This is a genomic window from Thioclava sp. F28-4 (genome assembly GCF_002020045.1).
Lineage (GTDB): Bacteria > Pseudomonadota > Alphaproteobacteria > Rhodobacterales > Rhodobacteraceae > Thioclava > Thioclava sediminum.
Window position 1 is genome coordinate 17,003 of record NZ_MPZQ01000010.1, and the last position, 25,836, is coordinate 42,838.

At 59.0% G+C, this 25,836-nt stretch carries 24 protein-coding genes and 2 pseudogenes; 23 read left to right on the forward strand and 3 right to left on the reverse strand.

Features of this window, described 5'->3' with window-relative positions:
• The first annotated feature begins 1 nt into the window (after position 1).
• From BMI87_RS17605 to BMI87_RS17660, 12 genes are all read left to right on the forward strand, one after another.
• Positions 2-808, forward strand: coding sequence for an ABC transporter ATP-binding protein (locus BMI87_RS17605; RefSeq protein WP_028095204.1), 807 nt, complete (start codon positions 2-4; stop codon positions 806-808).
• Positions 801-2,720, forward strand: a complete 1,920-nt coding sequence (locus BMI87_RS17610) for a long-chain fatty acid--CoA ligase (protein WP_028095205.1) — start codon at positions 801-803, stop codon at positions 2,718-2,720. Before BMI87_RS17605 ends, BMI87_RS17610 begins: the two co-directional genes overlap by 8 nt.
• Positions 2,721-3,608, forward strand: coding sequence for a branched-chain amino acid ABC transporter permease (locus BMI87_RS17615; protein WP_028095206.1), 888 nt, complete (start codon positions 2,721-2,723; stop codon positions 3,606-3,608).
• Positions 3,609-3,611: 3 nt separating this feature from the next.
• Positions 3,612-4,685, forward strand: coding sequence for a branched-chain amino acid ABC transporter permease (locus BMI87_RS17620; protein ID WP_028095207.1), 1,074 nt, complete (start codon positions 3,612-3,614; stop codon positions 4,683-4,685).
• A gap of 10 nt (positions 4,686-4,695) precedes the next feature.
• Positions 4,696-5,505, forward strand: coding sequence for an ABC transporter ATP-binding protein (locus tag BMI87_RS17625; RefSeq protein WP_028095208.1), 810 nt, complete (start codon positions 4,696-4,698; stop codon positions 5,503-5,505).
• Positions 5,506-5,538: 33 nt separating this feature from the next.
• Entirely contained in the window at positions 5,539-6,777 is a 1,239-nt protein-coding gene (locus BMI87_RS17630) for an ABC transporter substrate-binding protein (protein ID WP_028095209.1), read from the forward strand.
• Between the two features lie 107 nt (positions 6,778-6,884).
• Complete coding sequence (locus tag BMI87_RS17635) at positions 6,885-8,135, forward strand: ABC transporter substrate-binding protein (protein WP_028095210.1); 1,251 nt, start codon at positions 6,885-6,887, stop codon at positions 8,133-8,135.
• Positions 8,136-8,213: 78 nt separating this feature from the next.
• The gene (locus tag BMI87_RS17640) at positions 8,214-8,990 is read left to right on the forward strand and encodes an enoyl-CoA hydratase/isomerase family protein (protein ID WP_028095211.1); all 777 of its coding nucleotides are present in this window, start codon (positions 8,214-8,216) and stop codon (positions 8,988-8,990) included.
• Positions 8,991-9,001: 11 nt separating this feature from the next.
• Positions 9,002-9,784 (forward strand): enoyl-CoA hydratase/isomerase family protein, encoded by a 783-nt coding sequence (locus BMI87_RS17645; RefSeq protein WP_028095212.1) that lies wholly within the window; start codon positions 9,002-9,004, stop codon positions 9,782-9,784.
• A gap of 42 nt (positions 9,785-9,826) precedes the next feature.
• Positions 9,827-10,585: an electron transfer flavoprotein subunit beta/FixA family protein gene (locus tag BMI87_RS17650; protein ID WP_028095213.1), complete on the forward strand. Its 759-nt coding sequence runs from the start codon at positions 9,827-9,829 to the stop codon at positions 10,583-10,585.
• A complete protein-coding gene (locus BMI87_RS17655) occupies positions 10,585-11,511 on the forward strand; it encodes an electron transfer flavoprotein subunit alpha/FixB family protein (protein WP_028095214.1) in 927 nt (308 codons plus the stop codon). The genes BMI87_RS17650 and BMI87_RS17655 overlap by 1 nt, the downstream gene beginning before the upstream one ends.
• Before the next feature lie 204 nt (positions 11,512-11,715).
• Positions 11,716-12,873, forward strand: coding sequence for an acyl-CoA dehydrogenase family protein (locus BMI87_RS17660; protein WP_028095215.1), 1,158 nt, complete (start codon positions 11,716-11,718; stop codon positions 12,871-12,873).
• Between the two features lie 21 nt (positions 12,874-12,894).
• Here the strand turns inward: BMI87_RS17660 and BMI87_RS17665 are convergent, their stop codons facing one another.
• Positions 12,895-14,061 carry a CaiB/BaiF CoA-transferase family protein gene (locus BMI87_RS17665; protein WP_028095216.1) on the reverse strand — a complete coding sequence of 389 codons (1,167 nt, stop codon included), beginning with the start codon at positions 14,059-14,061 and terminating at the stop codon, positions 12,895-12,897.
• A 33-nt stretch (positions 14,062-14,094) separates the two neighbouring features.
• Positions 14,095-15,240, reverse strand: coding sequence for a CaiB/BaiF CoA-transferase family protein (locus BMI87_RS17670; protein ID WP_028095217.1), 1,146 nt, complete (start codon positions 15,238-15,240; stop codon positions 14,095-14,097).
• 104 nt (positions 15,241-15,344) lie between these two features.
• Between BMI87_RS17670 and BMI87_RS17675 the strand changes: the two genes are divergently transcribed.
• The 10 genes from BMI87_RS17675 to BMI87_RS17720 all read left to right on the forward strand — a co-directional run bounded on the left by BMI87_RS17675 (position 15,345) and on the right by BMI87_RS17720 (position 24,455).
• On the forward strand, positions 15,345-15,722 hold the full coding sequence (locus tag BMI87_RS17675) for a Zn-ribbon domain-containing OB-fold protein (RefSeq protein WP_028095218.1): 378 nt from the start codon (positions 15,345-15,347) through the stop codon (positions 15,720-15,722).
• 3 nt (positions 15,723-15,725) lie between these two features.
• Complete coding sequence (locus tag BMI87_RS17680; protein WP_028095219.1) at positions 15,726-16,877, forward strand: thiolase; 1,152 nt, start codon at positions 15,726-15,728, stop codon at positions 16,875-16,877.
• A gap of 23 nt (positions 16,878-16,900) precedes the next feature.
• Complete coding sequence (locus tag BMI87_RS17685; protein WP_028095220.1) at positions 16,901-17,758, forward strand: MaoC/PaaZ C-terminal domain-containing protein; 858 nt, start codon at positions 16,901-16,903, stop codon at positions 17,756-17,758.
• Between the two features lie 10 nt (positions 17,759-17,768).
• Positions 17,769-18,905 carry a CaiB/BaiF CoA-transferase family protein gene (locus BMI87_RS17690; protein WP_028095221.1) on the forward strand — a complete coding sequence of 379 codons (1,137 nt, stop codon included), beginning with the start codon at positions 17,769-17,771 and terminating at the stop codon, positions 18,903-18,905.
• A 63-nt stretch (positions 18,906-18,968) separates the two neighbouring features.
• Complete coding sequence (locus BMI87_RS17695) at positions 18,969-19,688, forward strand: transglutaminase family protein (RefSeq protein WP_028095222.1); 720 nt, start codon at positions 18,969-18,971, stop codon at positions 19,686-19,688.
• Positions 19,685-20,134: a MaoC family dehydratase gene (locus BMI87_RS17700; RefSeq protein ID WP_028095223.1), complete on the forward strand. Its 450-nt coding sequence runs from the start codon at positions 19,685-19,687 to the stop codon at positions 20,132-20,134. Before BMI87_RS17695 ends, BMI87_RS17700 begins: the two co-directional genes overlap by 4 nt.
• A complete protein-coding gene (locus BMI87_RS17705) occupies positions 20,121-21,245 on the forward strand; it encodes an acyl-CoA dehydrogenase family protein (RefSeq protein WP_028095224.1) in 1,125 nt (374 codons plus the stop codon). The genes BMI87_RS17700 and BMI87_RS17705 overlap by 14 nt, the downstream gene beginning before the upstream one ends.
• A complete protein-coding gene (locus BMI87_RS17710) occupies positions 21,242-22,393 on the forward strand; it encodes an acyl-CoA dehydrogenase family protein (protein ID WP_028095225.1) in 1,152 nt (383 codons plus the stop codon). The genes BMI87_RS17705 and BMI87_RS17710 overlap by 4 nt, the downstream gene beginning before the upstream one ends.
• A gap of 28 nt (positions 22,394-22,421) precedes the next feature.
• A complete protein-coding gene (locus BMI87_RS17715) occupies positions 22,422-23,231 on the forward strand; it encodes an enoyl-CoA hydratase/isomerase family protein (RefSeq protein ID WP_028095226.1) in 810 nt (269 codons plus the stop codon).
• A gap of 27 nt (positions 23,232-23,258) precedes the next feature.
• A complete protein-coding gene (locus tag BMI87_RS17720; protein ID WP_229861750.1) occupies positions 23,259-24,455 on the forward strand; it encodes a phenylacetate--CoA ligase family protein in 1,197 nt (398 codons plus the stop codon).
• Between the two features lie 200 nt (positions 24,456-24,655).
• Here the strand turns inward: BMI87_RS17720 and BMI87_RS17725 are convergent.
• A pseudogene (locus BMI87_RS17725) lies at positions 24,656-24,847 on the reverse strand (transposase); the annotation flags it as partial.
• On the opposite strand from BMI87_RS17725, the pseudogene BMI87_RS17730 reads away from it, so the two are divergent.
• Positions 24,843-25,807: pseudogene (locus BMI87_RS17730) on the forward strand (IS3 family transposase); the annotation flags it as partial. The pseudogenes BMI87_RS17725 and BMI87_RS17730 sit on opposite strands and share 5 nt — an antisense overlap.
• Positions 25,808-25,836: the final 29 nt, after the last annotated feature.

Here is a 25,836-nt window from a genome sequence, read left to right on the forward strand (position 1 = left end):
GATGACGACAAAGATTAAAACAGCAATCGGAGCCGATGATGGGGCGATACTGGAGTGCAGCGGGGTCGAGCGACGGTTCGGCGGCATCGTCGCTGTCACCGGTGTTGACCTCGTTATTCGACAAGGGGAAATCTTTGGACTTGTCGGTCCGAATGGCAGCGGCAAGACAACGCTAACAAACGCAATTACCGGATTTTACCCGCCAAACGAGGGCAGGGTCCGGCTGGCAGGAAACGACATTACGGGTACGGCGCCTCACAAGGTTGCCAAGCTCGGCGTTGCAAGAACGTTCCAAAATCTTGCTCTGTTCAACGGGATGAGCGTTCTGGACAACATCCTGCTCGGGCGGCACATCCACATGAGCCCAGGCGTTTTGCGTACGGCGCTATATTGGTTGGCAGCACAGCGTGAAGAAATCGAGAACCGTAAAATCGTCGAGGAGGTGATCGAGTTTCTACAGCTCGAGAGCATTCGGCATGAGTTGGTCGATGGTCTTCCGATCGGGTTGAAAAAGCGGGTCGAGCTGGCGCGGGCATTGGTGGCCGAGCCACAGATGCTGATTCTCGATGAACCGATGGCCGGCATGAACCAGGAAGAGAAAGGGTATATGTCCCGTTTCATTCTGGATGCCCGTGCCGAACGCGGCGTCAGCGTTCTGCTGATCGAACATCATATGGATGTCATCACCGGCATTTGTGATCGGATGCTGGCCCTGAATTATGGTGAAATGATCGCCAGTGGCATCCCCAAGGAGGTTGTGAAGGACCCGCGGGTCATCGAGGCATATATCGGAGGGTCGCATGACTGATTTGACGAAGAAACAGTCTTCGGGCAGCGACACGATCGGCGCAATTCTGGCGCGGAACGCCTCGAAACACGGTTCGGAAATCGCGCTTCGCGAAAAAGAGCGTGGGATCTGGAAGGAAACCACATGGGCGGAATACGCCGAAGAGGTGCTGGCCTGCGCGGCCGGGCTTGAGAAAATCGGCGTAACACCGGGCAAGGCGGTGCTTATCCTGGGCGACAATCGGGCGCGGCTGTATGGTGGCATGCTGGCTGTTTCGTTGCTTGGTGCCTACGCAATGCCCGCTTATCCGGGTGCAACTCTCGAGGAACTGCGGCACTTTCTTGGCGAAGTCGAGATCGTCGCGGCCATCGCCGAAGATCAGGAACAGGTTGACAAGATCCTGGAACTGAAGGCCGCGGGCGCCGAGGGGATCGACCACATCATTTATGACGAAGCGCGGGGCCTTGGTTTCTATGAGGTCGAAGGGCTGATGTCCTGGGATCACCTGATCGAAGTCGGTCAGCACGATCTGAATGAAGCCCCCGGCCTGCGCGAAGAGCTTTACGGTCGTGCAAAACCCGAAGATCCGGCCATCTTCCTGCATTCGTCAGGGACCACGGGCGAGCCGAAAGGTATCGTTCTAAGTCACAAAAATGTTCTTGCTGCCGCTAAGAACGGACATGCGGCGGGCGCATTCGACGAAAACGAGGAAATCCTGGCCTATCTGCCGATGGCCTGGGTGGGAGACTACGCCATAACCGTTGCCGCGGCACTCCTCTGGCGTTTCACCGTGAATGTGCCTGAGCGCCAGGAAACGGTCGTGCGCGACATGCGCGAGATCGCTCCGACCTTCTATCTGGCGGCGCCGAGAAGCTGGGACCAGATGCTGACGACAATCCAGGTGGGTATCGAGAATTCGACCCCTTTCAAGAAACGGTTGTACCATTTCTTCATGGATCGGGCCATCGCAGCTGAGACACGCAAGCTGAACGGAAAAAGCGGTGGTATATTGGAGCCTTTGGGCCGACTTTTGGGCGAGGCAATCATTTTCGGACCGATCAAGGACCAGTTCGGGATGAGCCGACTCAAGAACGCGTTCACCGGCGGTGAAGCGATCGGGGAAGACACCTTTGTGTTCTACCGCGCCCTGGGGATCAAGTTGCGTCAGCTCTACGGCCAGACCGAGAACAGCGCGATCAACGCGATTCAGGCTTCGGGCGAGGTCCGTCTTCATACGGTTGGCAAACCGGTGCCTGGCGTCGAGGTCAGCATTGCCGAAGACGGTGAGATCCTGTTGCGCTCGGACAGCGTGTTCGAAGGGTATTTCAACAAACCCGAAGCGACCGCCGAAGCGCTTGAGGGCGGGTGGCTGCATACCGGCGATGCCGGCTATCTGGAAGACGACGGACACCTGGTTGTTCTGGGCCGTGTCTCCGAGGTCATGCACACCGCCGACGGTGAACGTTACGTTCCAAACTACATCGAGAACCGGTTGAAATTCAGCCCGTATATCAAGGATGCGGCCGTGATTGGCGCCGGGCTGAAGGAACTGACGGCGATGGTCTGCGTGGATTTCGAGGCCGTGGGGCACTGGGCCGAAGTGAACGGCGTACCTTACGTGTCATATGCCGATCTTTCTCAGCGTGAAGAGGTCGCGACGTTGCTTCGCGAGGCGTTCCAACGGGTCAACAAGGCCGTCACCGAGCCATTGCGCCTGCAACGCTTTGTCAGTCTGCCGAAAGAATTCGACCCGGACGATGGTGAAATCACACGGACACGAAAACTGCGGCGCAAGGTCGTTGAGGAACGCTATGCTGACGTTATCGCAGCGCTCTACGACGGTTCAAAAGAGGTCCATGTAAGTGCGCAGGTGACTTACGAGACCGGGGAAGTAGGGAAGGTCGAAAGAAACCTTCCAATCAGGGAGGTATAAATGGATTGGGTCTTTCTATCTGAGCTTGCGATCAACGGAGTCTTGACGGGTCTGCTGTACTCGCTATTCGCCATCGGCCTTGTGCTGATTTACAAGGCATCTTCGGTGCCCAATCTGGCGCAGGGCGGGTTGACCATGGTAGGGGCCTATGTGGTTCTGGCGCTGGCACGCGACGTGGGTTTACCCTTGTGGCTGGCCATCCCTCTGGCTGCGGTTGTCATGTTCGGCCTTGGGTTCGGCATTGAGCGTGTTGCTCTGCGCCGTCTCGCAGGTCGGCCGGTTGTCATGATCTTGATGCTGACACTCGGCCTCGACATTTTCCTTCGGGGTACAACGCTTGCGATCTGGGGCGGGACGTCGCGTTCGATGGAACTGGGCGTCAGCTATGATCCGCTGTTCCTGGGCGACATCTTCATCAGCCGCATCCATCTGGTTGGTGCCGGTGTTGCGCTCGCCTTGTTTGTCGCATTCATGCTGTTTTTCCGAACCCGGACCGGGATCAAGTTGCGGGCGATCGCGGATGATTACATGGCTTCGTGGTCGGTAGGTATCTCGGTTGAGCGCGGCGTTGGGTTGTCCTGGGCATTGGCATCCGTTGTTGCCGTCGCCGCTGGCGTCATCTGGGGTGAGATTCAGGGTGTCGATCAGGCGCTGTCGCTGTTGCTTCTCAAAGGACTGACGGTTGCCGTTCTCGGTGGTCTCGACAGTATCCTTGGCGCCGTGATCGCAGGCATCATCCTAGGTGTCGTCGAAAACGTTGGCGCTGATTTCCTCGATCCGCTTGTCGGAGGCGGAAGCCGTGAGCTTATCGTCGCTGCCGTGCTCATTCTTACCGTCATGATCCGTCCGCACGGGCTGTTCGGTCGTCACGACATCGAAAGGGTGTAAGGCATGTTTTACAGACTTTCTGGCGTCCATCACGCCAACTACGTTTCGGATAGCCGAATCTTCAAGGTGCCTGCTGACCGGAATCTGACAGCATTCATCTTCTTGATTGGCCTTGCCGCGCCATTCATCATCCCGTCGCTTTATCTGAACAGCTACATGCTTCCCTGGCTGATCTGGACGGCCGCCGCGCTTGGATTGAATCTGGTGACAGGTTGGGCAGGCCAACTTCACTTGGGTTATGCTGCGGTCATGGCCGTCGGAGCGTATTCGTCGATCCATGCCGCGCGTTTCGGGGTGCCGTGGGAATTCGCCCTTATCATCGGCGGATTGACGTCATCCGTAATCGGCAGCCTGTTTGCTTTTGCCGCTTTGCGGGTCAAGGGACTGTATCTCGCCCTTACCACTCTTGCGATGCAATTCGTGATGGACTGGGTTCTGACCCACTCTCCGGCGATCTCGGGGGGCTCACACGCGTCGCTCCAGTCACCGACATTGGCGCTGCTCGGGCAAGAGATTACCACTGATACTGGCTTCTACTATGTCGCCTTCGGCTGGTGTGTGTTGGTGACGATCTTCATGCTTAATCTCAAGCGTACTGGACTCGGTCGCGCCTTGGTCGCTGTCCGGGAAAAAGACTTTGCGGCCGCGATCCTGGGTGTGAACAGTTTCTACTACAAAATCCTCGCATTCGCGACTTCTTCGTTCATCGCAGGCGTCAGCGGTGCGTTGCTTGTTGCCACCTTTTTCTTTCTCGCCGCACCCGAGCAATTCTCGGTTGCCGTTTCGATCCAGGTTCTTGCGATGGTGATTGTTGGCGGCCTTGGCAGCATTATCGGTTCCTATTTCGGTGTTGCCCTGATCCTTCTTGTTCCGGGTATCGTGAATGGTCTCGTCGTCACGCTGAGTGACGGGCTTGGCATGCAGATCGATGTTGAAACACTCGCTCACATCCCGAACGCAGTCTATGGCGCACTGATCGTCATTATCCTTCTGATCGAACCACTCGGTTTGGGAAAACTCTACGGCAACATCAGAGACTATCTGATGGTCTGGCCCTTCGATCAGTTCAAGAAATAGGGGAATGCCGATGCAAGAAAAAGTTGAAGCCCAGAACATTCTATCCATGAACAGCGTCGAAGTACTGTACGACAATGTAATACTGGCGATCAAAGGTGTTTCGGTCCAAGTCCCAAAGGGCGAGATGATCGCACTCTTGGGATCGAACGGCGCTGGAAAAAGTACCACGTTGAAAGCGATCAGCGGTCTTTTGAAGGCCGAGCGCGGACGCATCAGCCGAGGTGAGATAACGTTCCAGGGAACGGACATTACCGAAGCGCCCGCGCAAAAACGCGTCGAGATGGGCATCTGTCATGTCATCGAAGGGCGGCGGGTCTTTGAACATCTGACCCCCGACGAGAACCTGACCGCCGCCGCGCCGCGCGGAATGTCCCGATCGACGCTGAATGCGGAAAAGGACAAGATTTACGCCTATTTTCCACGGCTTGTCGAACGCAAAAATTCGCAAGCAGGCTATTTGTCGGGTGGTGAGCAACAGATGCTTGCCATTGGGCGGGCCCTCGTGACCCAGCCGAAGCTTTTGATGCTTGATGAACCAAGTCTCGGGCTTGCTCCGTTCCTGGTCGAGGAAATCTTCGGCATCCTGCAAAAGATCAATAAGGATGAGGGCCTGTCCGTCCTGCTGGTGGAACAGAACGCCCTGGCAGCTCTGGAGATCGTTTCGCAAGGGTATCTTATCGAAAACGGCCGCGTCGTTATGCACGGCACGGCCGAGGCGCTCAAATCCAACTCCGACATTCAGGAGTTCTATCTAGGCGGCGGAGAGACCGATTTTCACAACGTCAAGCACTACAGCCGACGCAAACGTTGGCTGAGCTAACGTACTATTCGAAAACTGTTCAGGGAGGAAAAAATGAAGAAACTTACCAAAGCGCTGGCAGTATTTTCAATGGTTGGCGGGGCGCTGTTCGGCACCCAGGCGCTGGCCGAGCCATTCAAGATCGGCATCTGCTACGATCTCAGCAAGGCCTATACCTTTGCCACGCCGCAGGTTTCACAGGCCGCGATGGACCTTGCCAAACTCATCAACATGAAGGGCGGCATCGGTGGGGAACCGGTCGAAGTCATCGTGCGTGACCACGGGAACGAACCGCAGCGCGGAATCGAGTGCTACTCGAAACTCAGCCGCGAGGGCGTCTTTGTTTTCGATACCCTGTCCACTCCGGTGTCTCTGGCTATCCTGCCGCGGGCCATGGAAGACGGGCGTATCCTGATGCAGTCGCTTGTCGGGCGCGGCGATGCCGTTGATGGCACCGTCTTCGATTGGGTCTATCCGATCGGGCCGACCTATTGGGGACAGGCCGCCAACGATGTCGCCTACATCAAGCAATTGCATGACGGCGATCTGTCAGATGTGAAGGTCGGGTTTGTGTATTTCGATTATCCCTTCGGGCAGGAGCCGATCGAGATCCTGGAAACCCTGTCCGAGAAAGAGGGTTTCGAGCTTGAACTGTACCCCGTGCCACTGCCTGGCAGCGACCAGGCCGGTGTGTGGTCCAAGGTGCGCCGGGACAACCCAGATCATGTGATTGTCTGGATGCTGGGCGGTGCCCATGTGGTTGCCTCGAAAGAGATGCAGCGCAATCGCATTCCGATGGACAAATACATCTCCGTCAACTGGCTGAACGAAGTCGATATCGCCAACATCGGTAAAGAGGCCGCCAAAGGTATCAAGCGCGGGACCAATGTCGTGGGCGGTCAGGATATTGCCCTGTATCAGGAAATCATGGCCGAGCTTTATGACAAGGGCGAGGGATCCGGTCCGATCGAGAACACGCAGGACGTTTTCTACAACACCGGGCTGGCCATGTATTCGATCATGTTCGAAGCCGCGCGCAAGGCGGCGGAAGCCGAGGGGCTGCCGATCACTCCGACATCCTACAAGGCCGGACTGGAGTCGCTTGAGGGATTCGACGCGAACGGGCTGATGGCCCCCATTACGGTGACGGCCGAAGATCATGGCGGCGGTGGCAAGACCCGGATCGAGATGTGGGACGGGGAGACTTGGGTGCCGCAAACCGACTGGATCTCTGAGTACACGGACGTCGTGTGGGACGTGGTGAAAGAAAGTTCCTCACAATACGAGCAGTGAAAGACTGGTAGCAGGAAGGGCGACGTTACGCGGGGCGGCAGCGGCGTTTGCAAAGCGGTATCACCGCCCCAAACCAAACCAAACCAAACCAACGGGAGTGAGAGAACATGAAAGTCAAACAGCACATAAAGGCGGTGGCACTGACTGCCGCGCTGGCAGCAAGCGCGACTGTGGCCGCAGCGCAGGACAAGGAGCCGATCCGCTTCGGACTCTGCTTCGACCTTAGCAAATCCTACACTTTCGTTTCGCCGCAGGTGGCCCAGGCCGCCCAGGATCTGGCGATGTACACCAATGAAAATGGCGGTATCGAAGGGCATCCGGTAGAAATCATCGTTCGCGATCACGGCAACGAACCGCAGCGCGGTGTGGAATGCTACGAGCAGCTCAAGCGCGAAGGCGTGTTCCTTTTCTACATGCTCTCGACGCCGGTCACGAACGCGGTTCTGCCGCGTGCCATGAAGGACGGCAACGTTCTGATGCAGTCCTTCGTTGGCCGTGGCGATGCAGTTGACGGGGAAGTGTTCAAATGGGTTTTCCCGGTCGGTCCGACGTACTGGCAGCAGGCGGCAAATGACGTTGCCTTCATCAAGGGCCAGATGGGCGGTGACCTGAGCAAGGCGAAGATCGGGTTCATCTATCTGGATTATCCCTTTGGCCAGGAACCGATCGAGATCCTGAAAACGCTTTCCGAAAAGGAAGGGTTTGAACTGGAGCTTTACCCCGTGCCGCTCCCCGGTTCGGATCAGGCCGGTGCCTGGAGCAAGATCCGCCGTGATAAGCCAGATTACGTGATCAGCTGGCTTCTGGCTGGCGGGCATGTGGTTGCCTCGAAGGAAATGCGCCGCAACCGGTTCCCGATCGACCGTTACCTGTCGGTCAACTGGCTCAACGAGGTCGATATCGCCAACATTGGCGCACAAGAGGCAAAAGGCATTTTGCGCGGAACCAACGTGGCCGGTGGCCAGGAAGTTCCGATCGTCAAGACGATGCTGGAAACCTACTATGCCAATGGCAAGGGCAGCGGACCCGAGAATCTGGTGCGAGACGTGTACTATAACATGGGTATGGCGATTTATTCGGTCGGTTTTGAAGCCGCGCGTATCGCGATTGCCGAAAACGGTTGGCCGATCACACCGGAAAGCATGAAGAATGCCTATGAATCGATCGAGAACTTCGATGGAAACGGCACCATGGCCCCGGTTACAGTGACCGACAAAGATCATGGTGGTGGTGGCAAGACTCGGGTCGAGCAGTGGAATGGCGAAACCTGGGTTCCGCAGACCGACTGGAGCGCCGACTATCTCGACGTTGTGTGGGATGTCATCAAGCGCAGCTCCGCGACTTTCAAAGTCGAGTAGGACACAGCTTCCCCGCGGTAAACATATCGCGGGGAAGCTTTACGCACCCAAGTTGTTCAGAGAAACGAAGCAGGTATCATGAGTCCCATTAACGTGAAGATTGAAGATGGCATTGCGACCGTCTGTATCAACCGGCCAGAACGCAAGAACGCGCTTTCTGTGGCGGCGACGAACGGGCTGACCGACGCCTGGGAGAAGATCGAGGCGGACGACAGCGTTCGCGTGGCCATTCTGACGTCGGCCGATTGCGGCGTTTTCAGCGCCGGATTGGATCTGAAGGAAGCCACACAAATCGCACGCGACGAGGGCGTCGATATTCTGACCAAGATGCGCGACCCGTTTCACGAGACCATGCGCGCCTGCAAAAAACCGATCATCGCGGCGATGACGGGGTCGCTGATGGCGGGCGGAATGATGCTGACGCTGAATTGCGATCTGAGGGTCGGTCTCAAGGGAACCAAGGTCGGCATTACCGAAGTAAAGATCGGTCGTGGATCGCCTTGGGCATCGCCAGCATTGTACATGCTGCCGCAGCCCATCCTTATGGAAATTGTTCTGACCGGCGATTTGATGCCGATCGAGCGCCTGCACGAATACGGGTTCACCAACTATATCGAAGACACTCCCGATGCTGTCCGCGCACGGGCCTTCGACCTTGCCAAACGCATTGCCAGCGCGGCCCCGCTTTCGGTGATTGCGGCCAAAGGCGGCGTTCGCGCGACCATGGACCTGGGCTGTGCGGGTGGCCTGAAAGAGGGCAAGCGCCTGCACGAGGTGGTTTACGCCAGCAACGACGCGATTGAAGGCCCAAAGGCCTTTGCTGAAAAGCGAGCACCCGTCTGGACCGGGACCTGATGGAGACTTGAATGACTGAGCTTATTCGCCTGGACAGGGAAGGCCCTGTCGGAATCCTGCGTTTTCTTCAGCCGACAAAACGCAACCCTTACAGCATCGGGTTCGTCGAAGAACTGGTGGCGCTCCTGCGCGAAGCCGAACGGGACGCTACGATCCGTGCCGTTGTCATGACCGGCGGCGATCATTTCAGCAGCGGCGGCGATCTTGTCGGGTTTCAGTCCGAGATCGCCAAAGGCGCGCGGGCGACGTCGGAAATGGTGGACCTGGTTCACGATGGCGGACGCGCGGCCTATCTGTTTCGCAAACCTCTGATTTCCGCGGTATGCGGCGTGGCTTTTGGCGCGGGCCTCAGCCTGGCCTTGTCGGCGGACATTGTCGTTGCCGCCGAAGATGCCCGGCTGTGCGAAGTATTTGCACGCGTCGGCGGTTGTCCCGACACGGGATCAAGCTGGCTGCTTCAGCAGCGCGCCGGTGCGGGCGTGGCCCGGATGCTTGTGCTCACGGGCCGTGAAATCGACGGGCGCACCGCTAGGGACCTGCGCGTTGTCGAAGAATGTGTGCCGGCCAACCAGGTCGAAGTACGGGCGTTGGAAATTGCCCGCGAGATTGCAACGCACCCGATGTTTGGCGTTCAGACCGCCAAGCGTGTGATGCGCGCCGCAGCCGAGTGCAGCTATCTCGAGGCGCTGGATATCGAGCGCGATGCCCAAAGCGTTTTGCTGTGCGCGCATGACTTTCCCGAAGCGATGAAAGCGTTTTCGGAAAAAAGAACTCCAGAATTCAAAGACCGTTAGCTCGGTTGAAACCTTATCGCAAAACTCAAGGAGACCACGCCAATGAAGGTACTCGTGCCCGTGAAACGGGTGATCGACTACAACGTGAAGGTCCGCGTCAAGGCGGATGGCAGCGGTGTCGATCTCGCCAACGTTAAGATGTCGATGAACCCGTTCGACGAAATCGCCGTCGAAGAGGCGATCCGCCTAAAAGAGGCCGGCAAGGCCGAAGAGGTCGTCGCGGTATCCATCGGCGTCAAACAGGCGCAGGAAACCCTGCGCACCGCACTGGCCATGGGCGCCGACCGCGCCATCCTGGTCGTCGCAGCGGATGACGTGCACCAGGATATCGAGCCGCTGGCAGTGGCCAAGATCCTTGCCAAGGTCGTGGAAGAGGAACAGCCCGGTCTGGTTCTCTGCGGCAAGCAGGCGATCGACAACGACATGAATGCCACCGGCCAGATGCTGTCGGCGATCCTCGGTTGGAGCCAGGCGACCTTTGCCTCGGAAGTGGGCATCGATGGCGACAGCGCCGTCGTCACCCGCGAGGTCGATGGCGGCCTGCAGACCATCAAGGTCAAGATGCCGACCGTCGTTTCCGTCGACCTGCGCCTGAACGAACCGCGCTATGCGTCGCTGCCCAACATCATGAAGGCCAAGAAAAAGCCGCTGGATGAAAAGACGGCCGCCGACTATGGCGTCGACGTCACCCCGCGCCTGACCGTGGTCAAGACGTCCGCGCCGGCCGAACGCGCCGCCGGTGAAATGGTTGGCTCGGTCGACGAGCTGGTTGCTAAACTCAAGGAAAAGGGGGCGGTGTGATGGCTGTTCTTCTTCTTGCCGAAGTCAACAATGGTGTACTATCGATGGACGCGACCGCAAAGGCGGTCACCGCGTCCAAGGCCCTGGGCGACGTGACGGTTCTGTGCGCCGGCGCGTCTGCCGCCGACGCCGCGAAAGAAGCCGCGACAATCGACGGCGCGGCCAAGGTGCTGGTCGCCGAAGACCCCGCGCTGGGTCATCGCCTGGCGGAATCGACCGCCGACCTGATCGTGTCGCTGGCAGGCGACTACGATCACATCGTGGCACCCGCCACCACCGACGCCAAGAACGTGCTGCCCCGCGTGGCCGCGCTGCTGGACGTGATGATGCTGACCGATGTCTCCGGCGTGGTCGATGCCGACACGTTCGAGCGCCCGATCTATGCAGGTAACGCGATCCAGACGGTGAAATCGGGCGACGCAAAAAAGGTCGTGTCCTTCCGCACCGCCAGCTTCGACGCGGCCGGCACCGGTGGCTCGGCCGCCGTGGAAACCGTGGGCGGCGCATCCGTTTCGGGCCTGTCGGAATGGGTCGAAGACAAGGTCGCCGAAAGCGACCGTCCCGAACTGACCTCGGCCGGTATCGTGGTTTCGGGCGGCCGTGGCGTCGGCTCGGAAGACAATTTTGCGCTGATCGAGAAACTGGCCGACAAGCTGGGCGCCGCCGTTGGCGCATCCCGCGCCGCCGTCGACTCGGGCTTTGCACCGAACGACTGGCAGGTCGGCCAGACCGGCAAGGTGGTCGCGCCTGACCTGTATATCGCCGTCGGCATCTCGGGTGCGATTCAGCACCTTGCGGGCATGAAGGACAGCAAGATCATCGTCGCGATCAACAAGGACGAAGAGGCCCCGATCTTCCAGGTTGCCGATTACGGTCTGGTCGCCGACCTGTTCGAGGCCGTGCCCGAACTGACCGACAAGCTGTAAGCCATTGCAAAAAAGTATAAAAAGGCCCGCCTGTTTTGTCGAGCCTTTTTATACGAGCCGAATGGGCGGCGTGTTGATTGGATAAATCCGGATGCGCACGGTCCGAAGCCGTGTGACGCCCCGTCAGAACGGCTCGGGTTCATTGTGAGAAAAAAACACTTGTTAGATTTTTTCAATGCAAGCATGACTCGATAGGAATAAAACATGTCTCTGATCAAGAACTCCCCGAGTTGGGCAGTGGATGAACACAAGATGTTCGCCGATAGTACACGCAGGCTTTTCGATGCAGAGATGGCTCCGAAGATTGAAAAATGGGCGGAGCAGGGAATTGTTGACCGCGACTTCTGGAAAACAGTCGGTCAGCAGGGTGTCATGGGTGGCTCGATTGCCGAAGAATATGGTGGGTTCGGTGGCGGCATCGGGTTCGACGCGATTACCGTCTACGAGCAGGGGCGCACCGGTGATACGGGTTGGGGCTATGGGATCCAGTCCATCGTAATCCATTATCTCAACGCATATGGCAGTGAGGAACAGAAGAAAAAGTGGTTGCCGAAACTGGTCAGCGGCGACAGCGTTGCGGCGATTGCCATGACCGAGCCTGGAACGGGCTCTGACCTCCAGAACGTACAAACCTATGCGGAAAAGGATGGCAACCACTACAAGATCAACGGTTCGAAGATCTTTATCACAAACGGGCACACGGCGGATCTCGTTGTTATCGTGGCAAAGACCGACCGCAACGCCGGCGCTAAGGGCGTTTCGTTGATCGTTCTGGAAACCGAGGGCGCCGAGGGCTTTCGCCGGGGACGGAACCTGAAGAAACTGGGTATGAAAGGTTCGGATACTGCTGAGCTGTTCTTCGAGGATGTGCGCGTGCCTACGGCGAACCTGCTTGGTCCGGAAGAGGGGCAGGGGTTCTACCAGCTGATGAAGCAGCTGCCTTGGGAGCGGCTGATGATCGGCATTACCGCCCTCGGTTTTATTGATTTTGCGATCGATGAAACGGTGAAATATGTTCAGGACCGCAAGGCATTTGGAAGCCGGATCATGGACTTCCAGAATACACGCTTCAAACTGGCGGAATGCAAAACCAAGGCCGAATTGCTACGTTCCTTCGTAAATGACGGGCTCGCGCGTCTTGAAGCGGGCGAACTTGATGCGGCCACGGCTTCGATGGCGAAGTGGTGGGGCAGCCAGACGCAGAACGAGGTCATGCATGAATGCCTGCAACTGCACGGCGGTTACGGTTTCATGATGGAATACCCCATCGCGCGTCTTTATGCCGACAGCCGGGTCCAGATGATCTATGGCGGCACCAACGAGATCATGAAGGAACTGATCGCGCGTTCGCTGGATGTTTGATCCGTCTGGTGCCGGGTGGGGCTATTCCCTACCCGGCACCAGAATCTCGTCGCTGTGTTCCCCAAGTCGCGGGGCCGGGCGATGATCATGCCGCGCCGGTGTTGCCGAGAATCGTATCGGCGGGCGTGTCGTCCAGATCGGTCCTTCGGATGGGTGATCAATCCGTTGGAAGAAGCCGGTCGCGGCAAGATGGGGATCGTTCGGCAAATCTGACAGGTTGCGCACCGGCATGGCGGGTATATCTGCCTGCTCCATCAGGGCAAGCCAGTCATCCGTGGTCCGGGTCAGCGCAATCTGCGCCACCATATCGTATACCGCGCCGATGTTGCGGCTTCGGGCATCCATGTCAGTGACCCAGACATGGTCGATCATGTCGTCGCGCCCGACCGCCTGAAAGAACCGCGCCCATTGCACGTTGGTGTAGGGCAGAATGGTGATATAGCCATCTACCGTCTGAACCGGACGCCTGTGCGGAACCAGCATGCGGGCATAGCCGAAATCCTGCGGAGTCTCCTCGAAGGTGGCGCCATCCATGTGTTCGGCCAACAGGAAGGCGGCCAGCGTCTCAAACATCGGAACTTCGACATGCTGGGCCTCTCCCGTACGCTCGCGGTGGAACAGTGCACCCATCACGGCATAGGCAGCGGTGACCCCGCCAAGCTTGTCGGCGAGAATTGTCGGGGCATAAGAGGGCGGTGCCTCGGGGTCGCGAAGGGTCGCCAGGCTGGCCAATCCCGACACCGACTGAACGGAATCGTCGAACGCAGGCTTGGCGGCATAGGGTCCGTCCTGCCCGAAACCGGTAGCGGATACCGTGATCAGGTTCGGGTTTTCCTGGCGTAGGGTTTCGGGATCCAAAGACAATCTGGCAAGCGCCGCAGGCCGGATGCTCGAAATCATCACATCGGCATCGATGAGCAGTTTGCGCAACTGATCGCGACCGGTTTGTGTTTTGAGGTCGAGTACGACACTGCGCTTGTTACGGTTGGTCCCCAGAAAAGCGGCCCCCATCAGCTTGTTGCGCGATGGCTGGACCTGGCGAAGAAGATCGCCCTCGGGGCCTTCCACCTTGATCACATCGGCCCCCAGATCGCCCAGCATCTGCGTCGCCAAAGGTCCGAAAACTACAGAAGTCAGATCGACGATCTTCACGCCTTGAAGGATCGCCGGTTTGTTCTCAGCGGTCATTTGGTTGTCCACCGTTTTAGTTGTCCACCGTTTTCATGAAAGGGGCCCGAATTCGGCGCGTATGGCTTCACCTTCCGCATCGAAGGCCGGGCAGGGGCCCAGTGCCGTTTCGCCGAGGCTGCGCCGGATCGGGGGTGTCGGGACTTTGATCTCGCCCGAGGGTGTGCTTATCACGGATCGGTCAAGCTGCGGGTGATCGGACAGGTCCGCCACGTCGTTCACCGCGCCGGAGGCAATGCCCGCAGCGTCAAGGCGCTTCAGCATCTCGGTGCGATCATGCGAGGCGAACACGGCCTTGATGAGCTCTTCGAGCGCGGGTTTGTTGTTGATGCGCGATGTGTTGTCGTGAAAACGGGGGTCGGTCGCCAGCGCCGCGTCGCCCAGTATGTGTTCACAGAACCGTTGCCATTCGCCGTTGTGTTGCACGGTAATGACGACAAGCTGGCCGTCTTTGCACTGATAGGCCCCGTAGGGACAGATGACCGTGTGGTTCAGCCCGACACGCGGTGTAGGCTTGCCAAGGTAATCGTGATACAGCAGCGGTACCGACATCCAGTCGGCCATCACATCGAACATTGCTACGGAAACGCCGCTGCCCTTGCCGGTGCGATCACGCCCGACAAGTGCTTCGCAGATTCCTGCATGGGCTGTCATACCGGTGGCGATATCGCAGACCGACACGCCCACCCGTCCCGGTCCGTCGGGCGTACCGGTCACTGATGCCAGACCGCTTTCGCATTGCACAAGAAGGTCGTAGGCCTTGGCGTTGCGCATCGGGCCGTCTTCGCCATATCCGGTGATGTCGCAGGTCACCAGGCGCGGGAACCTCTTTCGCAGACTTGTGGAATCGAGCCCGAGCTTGGCCAGCGCGCCCGGCAGCAGGTTCTGAATAAACACATCTGCGTTTTCCAGCATCCTGAGCAGGATTTCACGGTCTTCGTCGGCTTTAATGTCCAAGGCGACCGATTCTTTGCCTCGGTTCAGCCATGTGAAATAGGCGCTTTCACCGTTGGCGGCGGTATCGTAGGCGCGGGCGAAATCACCTGCGCCCTTGCGTTCGATCTTGATCACGCGTGCGCCGGCGTCGGCCAGCCGCGAGGAGCAAAAAGGCGCGGCGACTGCCTGTTCCAGCGCAACGACGAGTTTGCCGGAAAGGGGGGCTAAGTCTGAACCTGACATGAGTTTCTCTCAATTGATCCTGAAAGGTTGACTAAATCTAACAATTGTTAGAATGATTATCAATACGCTTAAACAAAGACTGGGTCGCTTGAAGGAGAACGCCTATGCAGGATGCCAAAGGACCAGACCAGCTTTTCCAACGCGCGCTGGCAGAGGGAGAGATCCTGCTGCCCAAGTGCGACGACTGCGGGGCCTATCACTTTTTCCCGCGAGTCCTGTGTCCACATTGTCATGGCACCGCGATTTCGTGGAAGCAGGCCACCGGCAAGGGACGAGTCTACACCACAACCGTCGTGCGCCGAAGCCACGACCGCGGCGGCGACTACAACGTGTGCATGGTCGAGCTTCAAGAGGGCGTTCGAATGATGAGCCGGGTCGAAGGCATTGCACCGGGTGAGGTCGCCATCGACATGGCTGTAACCGCTTTCGTGGGCGAGGCCGAGGACGCTCCTGCCGTGCTCTTCAAGCCGTCGGAGGTATAAGTCATGACCACAGAACTTCGGGGGAAATCCGCCATCGTGGGAACCGGTCATGCCGGTTTCGGAGAAGCCCATGGCCTGACGGCCTATGATGTCATGGCGCAATCTGCGCTTGCGGCGCTTGGCGATGCCGGGCTGAAACTGTCCGACGTCGACGGGCTGTTTTGCACCATGATGGAAGACAGCATGCCGGCGCTTATGGCGGCGGAGTATCTGGGCATCCAGCCCCGTTTCATTGATGGCACGATGTCGGGCGGTTCGTCCTTCGTAAACTACCTGACGTCCGCGACCATGGCGCTGGACGCCGGTCTGTGTGATGTCGCGCTGATTGTTTATGGCTCCAACCAGCGCACCGCGTCGGGCAGACTGGTGACCGCTTCACGTCCGCCGGCCTACGAGGCGCCGTATAATCCGCGCTATCCGATCTCGGCCTATGCGATGGCGGCGGCGCGGCACATGCATGAATATGGCACCACCCGCGAACAGCTGGCCGACGTGGCCGTCGCCGCGCGGGCCTGGGCGCAGCACAACCCCGAAGCGTTCGAGCGCGGCCCGCTGACCCGCGAGGACGTGTTGGGTGCGCGCATGGTGGGCGATCCATTGACCGTGCGCGACTGTTGTCTTGTCACCGACGGCGGCGGCGCGATCGTAATGGTCCGCGCGGACCGCGCCCGGGATTTCCCGAAGGCGCCTGTCTATGTGCTGGGCAGTGCGGCGGAGAGCTCGCACCGGCAGATTTCCCAGATGAAGGATTTCACCGTGACCGCGGCCCGCGACTCGGGCGCGCGCGCCTTTGCGGCGGCCGGAGTGACCCCTGCGGATATCCAGGCGGTCGAGCTCTATGATGCCTTCACCATCAACACGATTTTGTTTCTCGAAGATCTTGGGTTCTGCGCGAAGGGCGAGGGAGGGGCCTTTGTCGAGGGCGGACGCATCGCGCCTGGCGGCGTCTTGCCGGTGAACACGAATGGCGGCGGCCTGTCCTGTGTGCACCCCGGGATGTACGGCATCTTCACAGTGATCGAGGCTGCCCGTCAGATCCGTGGCGACGCGCCGGGCATTCAGTTGGAGGATATTGATCTGGCGCTGGCGCATGGCAACGGCGGTGTGCTGTCCAGTCAGGTCACGGCGATACTTGGATCGCAAAACACGCTCTGACGGCAACTAAGGGAGGAAAGTAAATGCCATTGGATTTCGAGGCACTGTCGAACTGGGACTTTGAGGAAATCGAACAGACGCTGACCGAGCGGGATACCATCCTGTATGCACTCGGCCTTGGGTTCGGCGAGGATCCGACCGACAAAAAGGAGCTGGCCTATGTCTATGAGGACGGGCTCAAGGCAGTTCCCTCGATGGCGGTCATTTTGGGGTATCCCGGCTTCTGGCTGCGCGATCCCAAGACCGGCGTAAACTGGCAAAAAGTGCTGCACGGAGAACAGTGGCTCGACATCTACAAGCCGCTGCCGACACATGGCCGGATTGTCGGCCGCAGCAAGATCGACTTCATCGCCGACAAGGGCGAGGGCAAGGGAGCCGTCATTTACCAAAGCCGTGATATTATCGACGCGGACAGCGGTGAAAAACTGGCGCGCGTGGCGATGTCGGCTTTCTGTCGCGGTGATGGGGGGTTCGGCGGTGAGAACCAGGCAGGTCCGGCACCCGCAGTTCTGCCTGATCGGGCGCCTGATCATGTATGTGATATCGATACCCTGCCGCGCCAAGCCCTTATTTATCGTCTCAGCGGTGATTTCAATCCGCTTCATGCTGACCCGGATGTTGCCCGTTCTGTCGGGTTTGACCGCCCTATCCTGCATGGTCTGGCGACCTATGGGCTGGCGGCCCGGGCGATTCTCAAGACGTTACTGGACTATGATTCTGCCCGGCTTGTCGGTCTGGATGTTCGGTTCTCGGCGCCGGTCTATCCCGGCGAAACCGTGCGGTTCGAAATCTGGCAAGAGGACGGCGAGGCCCGGTTTCGAGCGTCTATACCGGCACGCGACGTGGTTGTTCTGAACAACGGCGCGGCGCGCTTCGCCTGAGGCAGTGAAGATGGCTCAACCGCTCAAGGATATCCTGGTGCTGGATTTCAGCACACTTCTTCCCGGTCCGATGGCGACGCTCATGCTGTCCGAGGCCGGCGCCGAAGTGATCAAGTTCGAGCGTCCCGGAGTCGGCGAGGACGCGCGCCAAACCGAGCCCAAGATCGACGGAGAGAGCATCGGATTTGCCGTGTTGAACCACGGCAAGCGATCGGTGGCCATCGACCTCAAGTCAAGGGGCGCAGTGGAACGTCTGCGCCCCTTGATCGAGAGGGCCGATGTTCTTGTAGAGCAGTTCCGTCCCGGCGTGATGGACCGGCTGGGGCTTGGTTATGAAGCGGTGCGCAAGATCAATCCCGGTCTCATCTATTGCTCGATCACCGGCTATGGCCAGACCGGACCAAAGGCCAGCGCCGCCGGCCACGACCTCAACTACGTCGGTGATGCGGGTATCCTGTCGCTCAGTCGTGGACCGGATGACCAGCCAACGGCCCCGTTCGGGCTGGTCGCCGATATCGGCGGCGGAACCTATCCTGCGGTGATGAATATCCTGCTGGCCCTGATTGCGCGGCAGGCAAGCGGGCAGGGGACGCATCTGGATATCGCAATGGCCGAGGGGGCGTTCGCCTTTGCCTATTGGGCCCATGCCGAAGGTGTGATTGCCGGGCAGAACATCGAAAGCGGTGGCAGCCGTCTGACGGGTGGCCTGGCCCGGTATCGGCTTTATACGGCTGCGGACGGGCGTCAGATCGCCGTCGGCGCATTGGAAGAAAAGTTCTGGCAGTCGTTCTGCGATGTCATTGGTTTGCCGGTGGCCCTTCGCGATGACTGGTCCGATCCAAATGCCTGTGCCGCGGAGGTTGCACGTCGTCTGAGGGAACATCCCTCGACCCATTGGGAGGCTTTGCTGGCAGCGGCAGATTGCTGCTGTTCGGTCGTGAAGACGCCCGCCGAGGCGGCGCGTGACCCGCATTTCAAAGCGCGTGACGTGTTCGGGCGGACAGTAAAAATCTCCGGCCGGGACGCGCCCGCTTTGCCGCTGCCAATTGCCCCGGAGTTCCGTTCTTCGGGAAATTCGGTCGGAGTTGCAGCCACTCTGGGCGAAGACAATACGCGTTATGGCGTGGACCAACCGAAGACAGAGTAAATCCCGTTGACGGGCAGGTTTTGAATCGATAATCTAACAATTGTTAGAAATAAAGAGGGGCCAATGGACAAGTCTGACGATGACCTGCCGACTGAAGCTGAGCGTTATGTCATGCCATCGCGCTTTGTGGAAAGCGATAGCTTGGAAGTGCAGGGTTTCGTGACATCGGCTTTGCGTGATCTTCCTGTGGACGCAACCAATCGAGATAAGGCGATCCGCCTGTTCGAAGCGGTGCGCGACGATATTCGCTATGATCCCTATTGTTTTGCGCTGGATGAGGACTCTTACCGTGCCAGCCGTATCGCTGGGGCGGAAGCGGCGTTTTGCGTTCCCAAGGCAATTCTTCTGGCGGCTTGTTTGCGTGCTGTGGGTATCCCCGCCGCTCTGGGGTTCGCGGATGTGCGCAACCACCTGAATACACCCAAGTTGCAGGAGTTGATGGGGACCGATCTCTTTATCTACCACGGCTATGTTCAGCTGTGGTTGGGGAATGAGGCCTACAAAGTGACACCTGCATTCAACATGGAACTGTGTGAAAGATTCGGGGTCAAACCCCTGGTCTTCGACGGCTATCACGACGCGCTCTTTCATGAGTTCGACGAACAGAATCACCGACACATGGAATATGTGAACGACCGTGGTCTCTATTTCGACGCGCCGATGGGTGAGTTCCTGGTGGCGTTCAAGGAAACCTATCCGAAGCTGGAAGAATTCAACCGCATCCGGATATCCAAGGAGGCGAGCGGATACGATGACGGTTTCGCAAAGGAGGGTGCCTCTTGAGGTATCTGGAAGACTTCTCGCCGGGCCAGGTCTATCGCTTTCGCAGCGCTCCGATGAGCGCGGATTCAATAAAGGCGTTTGCCGAGGAATGGGATCCGCAGCGGCTGCACACCGACGAAGACTATGCAACCGCCATACATGGCAGCCTGATCGCCTCGGGCTTTCAGACGATGCTGGAAGTGTTTAGGCCGGTCATGTCTGAAATGATGGTCGATGTCGCCAATATCGGTGGCATGGGCTTTGACAATCTGCGCTGGCTGCGGCCGGTGCGCCCGAACGAACCCCTTGATGTCGAACTGACGGTCAACGCGGTCACGCCGTCAAAAAGCAAGCCCGACAGAGGTGTTTTGCACTATACGCTCAGCGCCAAAAACCCTGCGGGCGAGGTCGTTTTTTCGACCGACACCCCCGTAATGATCCAGCGAAAACAAAATGACACAGACTGATATCCTTTCCAGCGAACAAGAAGACCTTCGCCTGTTGCGCGAGAGCGCGCGCACGTTGTTTGAACGGGCGGGCGGAAGTGACAGAGCCCGAAAACTTCGTGATGCCGGGGGCGGTTTCGATGCGGAGATGGTCCGGGAACTCGCCGAGGCCGGTGTTTTCGGCGTGGCGGTGCCCGAAGATCAGGGCGGGCTTGGCATGGGCCTAGCCGCCGGGGGTGTCATCGCCGAGGAAGTCGGCCGTGTGATTGCCCCGGAACCGGTCGTGTCGACGATCGGTCTGAGCCTCGGCCTTCTGCGCCGCCTTTGTCCGGATCATCCGAAGATGGCACAGCTCATCGGCGGCGAAATTTCCTTGGCGGTTGCCTGGCAGGAACGCGGCCCCGACGGGGCGCCTGCCGATGCGACCTGCCGATACGCGGACGGAAAGCTGACCGGTGGCAAGGCCTGGGTCGTCGGTGCGATCGGTTCGCACGGGTTCCTTGTCGTGGCCGAACAGGATGATGGTCCGGTTCTGGTTCTGGCTGAGGCAGACGCGCAGGGGCTTGTCATCGACAAGCGGACGCAGGCGGATGGCAGCTCTCTGGGCGAGCTTTCGTTTTCGGGAACTCCGGCCGCGGAATTGGCCAGCGGCGGTGCGGTTCTCACTGCACTGGCCGAGGCTGTCGCCGATGCAACGGCGCTTGCCGCGGCCGAGCTTGTCGGCCTGAGCGAGCGCGCCTTCGAGATCACGCTCGACTACATCAAGACGCGGGAGCAGTTCGACAAGCCGATCGGATCATTCCAGGTCATCCAGCACCGTGCCGTCGACCTCAACGTGATGTGCGAGGTCGCGCAGGCCGGAGTGCGGGAGGCGCTTGCGCAGATGGACAGCGAAACCGATCCGAAGGTTCGGGCCCCGATTGCCAGCCGCGCCAAAGCGCGCGCCGTCACGGCCGCCAAGAAAATCACCCGCGACGCCATCCAGCTGCACGGGGCCGTCGGGTACACGGATGAGTTCGATATCGGGCTCTACCTGAACCGGGCGCTGGTGCTGTCGGCCTGGTTGGGCGACGATGCCTATCACAGGCGGATATGGTTCGAGGCACGCGAAGCAGAGGGGGCAGCACAATGACCGACTGGAACGCTATGACCGATGCAGAGTTCCGCAAAGAAGTGCGCCAGTTCTTCGAGGCGGAATATCCCGAGGAGCTGCGTCACCTGCCGCACCGACCGAAGTTCGCCGAGATCGAACATTGGCACCGCAAGCTTCACGCCAAGGGCTGGGTTGCACCGGCCTGGCCCGCTGAATTCGGCGGGATGGGGCTAAATGCCTCCAAGCTTCTGATCTTCTACGAGGAACAGCAGCGTTGGGGCGTCAATCGCGGTCGTGACATGGGCGTGCAGATGGTCGGCCCACTGATCATCAAATTCGGCACCCAGAAACAGAAGGATTACTGGCTGCCGCGTATCCTGAGTTGCGAAGACATCTGGTGCCAGGGCTACTCCGAGCCCGGCGCAGGGTCGGATCTGGCCAACCTGCGCACGCGCGCGGAAATTGACGGGGACGACTTTGTCATCAACGGACAGAAGATCTGGACCACGATGGCGCATGACGCTACGCACATTTTCATGCTGGTGCGCACCGATCCGGATGCACCCAAGAAACAACAAGGCATCAGTTTCCTGCTCGCTCCGATGGATCAGCCCGGAGTCGATGTGCGCACCATCACGACCCTGTCGGGCGAGACCGAGTTTTGCGAGGTCTTCTTTGACAATGCACGGACGCCCCGCGAGAACCTCGTGGGCGAGCTGAACAAGGGTTGGACGATGGCCAAGGCTCTCTTGAGCTTCGAACGCATTTTCATCGGTTCGCCAAGTCTGGCCCAGAACGCTCTGGGACAGCTTGAAAGCTTTGCCCGTGGCCGTGGCGCGTTTGACGATCCGGTGTTCCGTGACCGCTTTGCCCAGGCGGCACTGGATGTGGAAGATCATGCCGCGCTTTATGCCCGTTTTGCAGATCAGCTCAAACGTGGCGAGACGCTGGGTGCGGATGTCTCCATGCTGAAGATTTGGGTGACTGAATGCTTCCAGCGCATCACCGAGCTGATGATCGAAGCAGCCGGTCCCGATGGCGGCTCCATCGGGCCGCTTCAGGTTGGCAATGTTAGCGTCGACGTTTTGTCGAGCTTCTACAAGGCCAGACCTACCACGATCTATGGTGGATCGAACGAAATCCAAAGAAACATCCTGTCCAAGGCCGTCCTGGGACTGCCTGGCTGACTCAATACCCCACGGAGGAAATAGAACTATGTCGGATCGTTATGCAAAATACGATAAACTGAAATTTGACTACCCGGCGGATCGCGTGCTGCGCATCACGTTCGACCGGCCCGAGACGTTTAACTCGGTCGATGCCGAAACTCACACCCAGATGACGGACATGTGGATCGATATCGACCGTGACCCAGACATCAATTCGGTCATCGTGACCGGTGCGGGCAAGGCGTTTTCCGCCGGTGGCGATTTCAGCCTGATCGAAAACATGATTGGCAACTCGCACGAGATCATGAAGACGTGGAAAGAAGCCAAGGATCTCGTCTACAACATCATCAACTGCAACAAGCCGATCATTTCCGCGATCAATGGCCCTGCGGCCGGCGCGGGCCTTGTGGTTGCCATCCTCGCCGACATCTCGATCGCCGGAAAGAAGGCCAAGATTGTCGATGGTCATCCCCGCCTTGGTGTTGCCGCCGGTGACGTCGCGGCGATTATCTGGCCGCTGCTGACCTCGATGGCCAAGGCGAAATACTATCTGATGACCTGCAAGCCGGTGTCGGGCGAAGAGGCCGAGCGTATCGGTCTGGTATCAATGTGCGTCGAGGATGACGAGCTGCAGCAGATCGCGCTGGATACAGCCGTCGAACTAGCCAACGGCTCGCAAAGCGCGATTCGCTGGACCAAGTATTCGCTGAACAACTGGCTGCGCCAGGCCGGGCCGATCTTTGATGCGTCGACCGCGCTGGAGATGCTTGGCTTCATGAGCGAGGACGTCAAGGAAGGTGTGTTGTCGCACCGCGAGAAGCGCGCGCCAAACTTCCGCAAGGACTGCCCGCTCTAAAGCCTGATTGGACGAGGAGGCATGGAAATGTCTGATGATATCTACCAAGATATAGCGCAAGCCTATGCCGCTGCGGCCGAAAAGGCTCCTGGTCTGAAATCGCGATTCACGGCTGCCGGATTCGATCCGGCAGCCGTCACATCGGTGGCGGACCTTTCGCGCCTTCCAGTGATGAAGAAGGAAGAGCTTCTGAAGATTCAGCGCGAGAACCCGCCTTTTGGCGGGTTCCTCGCCTCGGATTTAAAGGATATCGGGCGAATCTACGTGTCCCCCGGCCCGATTTTCGAACCAGCCCTTTCGGGCGGTGGCGGCCACGGCCTTGACCTTCTGTTCAAGGCCGCAGGCGTGGGGCCGGGAGATATCATCCTGAACACCTGGATGTATCATCTGGTACCGGCTGGCCTGCTGTTCGACGAAGCGGCACAGGCCGCAGGCGCCACGGTGATCCCGGGCGGCGTCGGCAACACCGAGCTTCAGGCACAAATCATCGTCGAAACCGGCGTGACTTCGATCTGTGCTTCGACTGCGTTTTTCCTGACGCTGGCGGACAAGGTGATCGAAACCTATGGCCGCGACGCCTGGAAGGTGAAAACCGCCTTTCTGGGCGGGGAAATGGGCGACTGGATGGCCAAACGCCGCCGGATCGAGGCCGATTACGGCGTGTCGACCTGGGCCGCCTATGCCACAGCCGATCTGGGCCTTGTCGCCTATGAGGATGGCGGCGACGGCTATCTGGTTCATCCCGACCGCGTGGTGCAGATCTGCGATCCGGTCAGCGGGGAACAGGTCGCCCATGGTGAACCAGGCGAGGTTGTCGTGACCGCGCGCGATGCCACTTGGCCGATGATCCGGTTCGGCACCGGCGACAGCGCCTTTGCCCTGGAAAGCAACGCGGATGGCACCGTCAGCCGGATTTCAGCATTGCAGGGCCGGGTCGGGGCAGCGGTCAAAGTGCGCGAGATTTTCGTTTATCCGCGCGTGGTTGAGGAAGTTGTCATCGGCACGCCGGGCGCAAAGGCCGCGCAGGCCGTGGTAACGCGCGAGAACGATCGCGACATGATCCGCCTCTCGCTTGTGCTGGAAGACGGTGCCGACGCTTCTGCTGCGGAAGCGGCCGCAGCTGAGGCCTTTAAATTGCATGCCAGGATCCGTGCCGACGCGGTGAGCATTGTTGCGGAACTGCCCGAGAATGCAGAACTGATCGTCAACCAAAAAGACCGCTAAGATCGGATCTCGATCATTCGCGACAACCGCAGAAACAGATGGGCGGCCGGGCAACTGGCCGCCCTCTATCGTCAGGAACAGTGCGCATCTTTGGCGGCGTGGTATTCTCGGTCGAGACGGTCGATGTAGGCCGCCGTGGTCATCACCTCTTTCACCGCTCCGATCCAGAGCAGCCCGATCTGATTGGCCCAAGGTAATTGTTAGTGCATGATTGGGCTGGTTTCCATTGGGATGATGGTTTCGTGAGCCGGTGGCCGATAGTCCAATGCACTGTGTGGCCTCTTGGTGTTGTAGTGTTTCCTCCATTGCTTGATCAGGATTTGAGCCTCACGCAGGCTATAGAAGATTTCCCCATTGAGCAGTTCATCCCGCATCCGCCCGTTGAAGCTTTCGTCGGAGATGAAGCGGCTGCGCGAGTTGGAAGACGAGAATGCGCGGCTGAAGAAGATCGTCGCGGATCTGACACTGGATCGCGAGATGCTCCAGGACGTCATCAAAAGAAAGCTCTGAAGCCGGGTCGGAAGCGCGAACTGATTGACGGGATGTGCGCGGACTGGGCGGTGTCGATCCGGCGGGCTTGTGGGGCTCTCCGGTTTGACCGTTCCACCTACCACTACATATCCCGGCGCCCCGATCCGGCGGCTTTGAAAACGCGGATCAAGGAGATCTGCGAAACCCGTGTGCGCTACGGCTATCGCCGGGTGCATGTCGTCCTTTGTCGCGAAGGCTGGGACGTGAATATCAAGAAAGTCTATCGCATTTACAGGGAGTTGGGCTTGCAACTCAGAAACAAGACGCCGAAACGACGGGTGAAGGCCAAGCTGCGCGATGACCGGGCCGAGGCTGTCGGCCCCAACGATGTCTGGGCGATGGACTTCGTGCATGACCAGCTTGCCACGGGCAAGAAGCTGCGCGTCCTGACGGTCGTGGACACGTTCTCGCGTCATTCGCCGGTGCTGGATGTTCGGTTCAGTTATCGCGGGGAAGACGTGGTCGCCACCCTGGATCGGGTGTGCCGGCGGATCGGCTATCCGAAGACGATCCGGGTCGACCAGGGTAGCGAGTTCATCTCCCGCGACATGGACCTCTGGGCCTATCAGCGCGGCGTGATCCTTGACTTCTCACGGCCCGGTAAGCCGACCGATAACGCTTTCATCGAGGCCTTTAACGGACGGTTCCGGCAGGAGTGCCTGAACACACATTGGTTCATGAACCTTGCGGATGCCTGCGAAAAAGTGGAGGCTTGGCGGAGATACTACAATGACGAACGGCCACACAGCGCGATCGGGAACAAACCGCCGATCCTGCTGACGAAATCGGGAGGCGCAACCAGCCCGTCACCCCGATCATAGCCGGAAAACTCTGCCCGCCGCTGGTCCAA

Coding starts and splice junctions, on each gene's coding strand:
- BMI87_RS17650 (WP_028095213.1), top strand. CDS start 9,827: ATGAAGGTACTCGTGCCCGTGAAACGGGTGATCGACTACAACGTGAAG.
- BMI87_RS17660 (WP_028095215.1), top strand. CDS start 11,716: ATGTCTCTGATCAAGAACTCCCCGAGTTGGGCAGTGGATGAACACAAG.
- BMI87_RS17690 (WP_028095221.1), top strand. CDS start 17,769: ATGGCTCAACCGCTCAAGGATATCCTGGTGCTGGATTTCAGCACACTT.
- BMI87_RS17665 (WP_028095216.1), bottom strand. CDS start 14,061: ATGACCGCTGAGAACAAACCGGCGATCCTTCAAGGCGTGAAGATCGTC.
- BMI87_RS17625 (WP_028095208.1), top strand. CDS start 4,696: ATGCAAGAAAAAGTTGAAGCCCAGAACATTCTATCCATGAACAGCGTC.
- BMI87_RS17675 (WP_028095218.1), top strand. CDS start 15,345: ATGCAGGATGCCAAAGGACCAGACCAGCTTTTCCAACGCGCGCTGGCA.
- BMI87_RS17695 (WP_028095222.1), top strand. CDS start 18,969: ATGGACAAGTCTGACGATGACCTGCCGACTGAAGCTGAGCGTTATGTC.
- BMI87_RS17715 (WP_028095226.1), top strand. CDS start 22,422: ATGTCGGATCGTTATGCAAAATACGATAAACTGAAATTTGACTACCCG.
- BMI87_RS17620 (WP_028095207.1), top strand. CDS start 3,612: ATGTTTTACAGACTTTCTGGCGTCCATCACGCCAACTACGTTTCGGAT.
- BMI87_RS17705 (WP_028095224.1), top strand. CDS start 20,121: ATGACACAGACTGATATCCTTTCCAGCGAACAAGAAGACCTTCGCCTG.
- BMI87_RS17635 (WP_028095210.1), top strand. CDS start 6,885: ATGAAAGTCAAACAGCACATAAAGGCGGTGGCACTGACTGCCGCGCTG.
- BMI87_RS17710 (WP_028095225.1), top strand. CDS start 21,242: ATGACCGACTGGAACGCTATGACCGATGCAGAGTTCCGCAAAGAAGTG.
- BMI87_RS17610 (WP_028095205.1), top strand. CDS start 801: ATGACTGATTTGACGAAGAAACAGTCTTCGGGCAGCGACACGATCGGC.
- BMI87_RS17615 (WP_028095206.1), top strand. CDS start 2,721: ATGGATTGGGTCTTTCTATCTGAGCTTGCGATCAACGGAGTCTTGACG.
- BMI87_RS17685 (WP_028095220.1), top strand. CDS start 16,901: ATGCCATTGGATTTCGAGGCACTGTCGAACTGGGACTTTGAGGAAATC.
- BMI87_RS17670 (WP_028095217.1), bottom strand. CDS start 15,240: ATGTCAGGTTCAGACTTAGCCCCCCTTTCCGGCAAACTCGTCGTTGCG.
- BMI87_RS17605 (WP_028095204.1), top strand. CDS start 2: ATGACGACAAAGATTAAAACAGCAATCGGAGCCGATGATGGGGCGATA.
- BMI87_RS17645 (WP_028095212.1), top strand. CDS start 9,002: ATGACTGAGCTTATTCGCCTGGACAGGGAAGGCCCTGTCGGAATCCTG.
- BMI87_RS17630 (WP_028095209.1), top strand. CDS start 5,539: ATGAAGAAACTTACCAAAGCGCTGGCAGTATTTTCAATGGTTGGCGGG.
- BMI87_RS17655 (WP_028095214.1), top strand. CDS start 10,585: ATGGCTGTTCTTCTTCTTGCCGAAGTCAACAATGGTGTACTATCGATG.
- BMI87_RS17720 (WP_229861750.1), top strand. CDS start 23,259: ATGTCTGATGATATCTACCAAGATATAGCGCAAGCCTATGCCGCTGCG.
- BMI87_RS17680 (WP_028095219.1), top strand. CDS start 15,726: ATGACCACAGAACTTCGGGGGAAATCCGCCATCGTGGGAACCGGTCAT.
- BMI87_RS17640 (WP_028095211.1), top strand. CDS start 8,214: ATGAGTCCCATTAACGTGAAGATTGAAGATGGCATTGCGACCGTCTGT.